The organism is Mesorhizobium kowhaii (assembly GCF_042431665.1).
Classification (GTDB): Bacteria; Pseudomonadota; Alphaproteobacteria; order Rhizobiales; family Rhizobiaceae; genus Mesorhizobium; species Mesorhizobium kowhaii.
In genome coordinates this window covers 1-522 of sequence record NZ_JBHLYT010000142.1, presented here as the reverse complement: position 1 = coordinate 522, position 522 = coordinate 1, and the positions used below count along the sequence as shown (strand labels likewise).

General features: G+C 57.1%; 1 protein-coding gene. It reads right to left on the bottom strand.

Annotated features, from left to right (window positions below; translation table 11 throughout):
- A partial coding sequence (locus tag ACFFNA_RS36140) for a hypothetical protein (RefSeq protein ID WP_446685991.1) occupies nucleotides 1–396 on the bottom strand: 396 nt, incomplete at its 3' end.
- Between the last annotated feature and the right edge of the window lie 126 nt (nucleotides 397–522).

Genomic DNA, 522 nt, shown 5'->3' with positions numbered 1-522 from the left:
TGGAAGCTGCGATGCCGGCACGCCGCTACCAATGAAAATCGTCACTGGTCCGGAAAAATTCATGGTAACGCCGCCCATTGCGTTTCCTTTCACGTTTGCGAAAATTTTGGAGGGATCAGGTAGCAGAGGATTAAGCGCTTCTGGCGCGCGAGGCGTCGCTAGCTTCGCGACCTCATCGGTAGGATCGGTCGTGTTGGCCAGCAATTCGTCCAAAAGGCGTTTGGAGGAGGGCGTCGTCGGCACAAGTCCGCCGAAGGCCTTGACCAACGCACTTATGCGCACACCCTCATTCGCGATCCAATCTATCCCCTCATCCGGCTGGCCAGGTGACCATGCCGAACCGTCCTTATTGAGAATAGTATTGCCTCGCATTTTCGGGATTGAGGCGTGGTGCAAACCGACTACCTCCCATATTTCCGAGGAGCAGGGTGAGCCCGACGATCCACCCTCAGTGTCGGTCTCGTACCGGAGGAAACCGTCGTCCCGCAGTTCGAGCAGCCGGCAATTCTCCATCGCATAGCG